The sequence below is a fragment of the Leptospira ilyithenensis genome (assembly GCF_004771005.1).
Taxonomy (GTDB): domain Bacteria; phylum Spirochaetota; class Leptospiria; order Leptospirales; family Leptospiraceae; genus Leptospira_A; species Leptospira_A ilyithenensis.
In genome coordinates, this window is the sequence record NZ_RQHV01000031.1 from 1 (window position 1) to 2523 (window position 2523).

Sequence of the window (2523 nt, forward strand, 5' to 3'; positions counted from 1 at the left end):
ATGCGAAAAATCTTTTTTCCACTTCGTCGGGAAGTTTTTGCCCTGTGAGTTTTGCTCTTTGGACTAGTTCCCAGAAATAACGGTAAGTCGCTCTGTCATGTAGGTCTCCGTCGTGTTGGATCGGTCCCCATTCTGCATCTTGTGCTTTGATTAAGATGTCGCATGCAGTTTGAGTTTCTGCAAAGTTAGGAGCCATTGCATCCAAGATGGATTGGATTTGTGCAGGGTAGATGGACCACATACGCAAGAATCCGAATTCGTCATGGGCACGTTTTGCATCCGCATAAGTTTGATAGATGTTTTTCAAATCCAAAGTTACGTTATGTGCAGGGATCACTCCGTTCATAAGAGCTGCCGCCACTAGATTTGCTTTTCCACGGCGAAGTAGTTCGTGGTCGAATTGGCCAGGAGATTTCATACAAGAAGCAGGAATCGCTCCGTGATGACCCGAGATAAAGTCCATAAGTCCGAAGTCCAAAACTTGTAACCAAGGAAGGGCAGCGATTTCAAATACGTCTTGCAAAGCGCCGTGAGTTTCGATCAAAACATGGATTGGAATTTCTCTTTTGATTCCCGCTTTTTTACAAGCTTCTTGGATGTAAGTGATTTGTTCTTTCACTTGGGAAGCTTTTGTAGGTTTCGGGATTGTGATATAAGCCAGCACATTTCCGGCTCCGGGAACCAGGATGTCTACATCGCCTTTCCAATGAGGGTTGGTGTAATCGTGGATACGAACCCCGCTCATTTTATGTTTATTGAGTTCCGAGTTTTGAATGCGAACAATCATCTCCGCATGTTCTTTTTCTTTTCCGGTTTGCGCACCGTCTTCGCAATCCATAGTGATATCAAAGAGGCCGCCCAATTTGTTTTGGAGCTCTAGAGCTTTTGTGATCAGTTTTTCAGATCCGGCGAAGTGTTCGCAAGCAGGGACGATCGGAAAGGGTTTTTCTCCTGCGAAAAGTGCGGATTGCGGGTGAGTCAGTGCCATTTAGGGTTACCTTATTATGAGGAATTTTTTACCAATTTTTGCGATTTTGCCCTTCCGTCCAGGAAATAATGGCAAGAGAAAGGGCGCCTCCTCTCTCCGGCAAAGCCTTCGTTCGGACCGGGCTACTTCGGGCTCCGCGTTCGCTGCGGTCGCTTGGGCGCGACCAAGCCCTGCGTATCCCTTGCGTGGCAGTGATTTTTATTCCATTCGAAATTTTTACACGGCTTAAAGGAGACTTCCTATCGAGAAAAGAAAAATTAGAAAGGTGAACTTTTTTAAAGTAAGAGAGATGATTCCCTTCGGTGGGTTAAAGCCCATCTCAAAGATTGACATGAGTTTCCAAAAGTCAGTGAATCTGGGCTACTGCATTCGCTTACCGCCCAGTTCACATTCTCGCTCCCTATGGGTCGTTTGCGAATGGCCATGGATGGCCGGTCGTAACATGGAGGTTACGCGCACGTGGGAAGCATCGAACGTTTGGCGGGGATACTAAAATCCCATCTTATAAGAAATACCTTACTTATAATCAGCTTTACTATTTGATTTTTCAGAATTGTTTCTTGAAGAAATCAAATAATTGACAATTGAACATGTGTTATGTTTTTTGATTGAAAATCCGTTTTCCAAAAACGTAAAAAATTTCAATCCGATCTTTTTTATAAAGACACAGAAATAAAATGACAAGTGAGAAATAAACACAAATGTGTTATTGTTTATTTGTAAAATTATTTCCAATTCGTGAAAATAAAATGAAATGATTTTGTTTTATTGAGCATGAATAGAAAAGATTTTTTGAAGAAAATTTGTTTAACTTCTGCATTGATACCGATCGGTTTTGAGTCTTGTACCGAGAAAAAAAAGAATGATCATGAGTCTCTGTTGCTGCTCTTAGCCTCCGGCTCCGATAGTAGTAGCACCGGGCAAGCCTGCACTACAACCTGTGCCAAATCTCCCGAAGAAACAGTTGGTCCTTATCCTTCCAATTACCAAACTCTGTACAATACATACTTCCGTTCAGATATTCGCGAGGACCGTTCCGGCATTCCTCTTACTTTTAATATAACTTTGGTAAATTCGAATAACAACTGTACTGTTGTTAAAGATGCTAATATATATATTTGGCATTGCGATAGAGATGGTTATTATTCGCAGTATTCCCAGCCGGGTTATTTGGGAACCAAAGACTATACGGCTTCTACTTTTTTAAGGGGGATCCAAACAACGGATGCTTCGGGGAAAGTTAGTTTTTCCACAATTTTTCCAGGATGGTATACAGGCAGAGTATGTCATATCCACGCAAGGGTGTATGTATCCGGCAACCTTGTTGCTACAACTCAATTTGCTTTTCCTGATGCAACAAACACGACTGTAAATAATTTTACAGGCTATTCCTCTCATGGCCAAAATTCCATAACAAATACAAGTGATGGGATTTTTTCTGGATCCAGTACCGATCTTGCAAAGCAGTTGATTTGTATCAGCGGAAATACTTCGGGATACACAGGTTCCGTGCAACTGGGGATTTCGGTTTAGTA

2 protein-coding genes are annotated in these 2523 nt (G+C 42.2%); one reads left to right on the top strand and one right to left on the bottom strand.

From position 1 onward, the window contains the following. A partial coding sequence (locus tag EHS11_RS04185) for an HpcH/HpaI aldolase/citrate lyase family protein (RefSeq protein WP_135763166.1) occupies positions 1 to 988 on the bottom strand: 988 nt, incomplete at its 3' end. Between the two features lie 792 nt (positions 989 to 1780). Between EHS11_RS04185 and EHS11_RS04190 the strand changes: the two genes are divergently transcribed. Further along, a complete protein-coding gene (locus EHS11_RS04190; protein WP_167884347.1) occupies positions 1781 to 2521 on the top strand; it encodes a peptidase associated/transthyretin-like domain-containing protein in 741 nt (246 codons plus the stop codon). Positions 2522 to 2523: the final 2 nt, after the last annotated feature.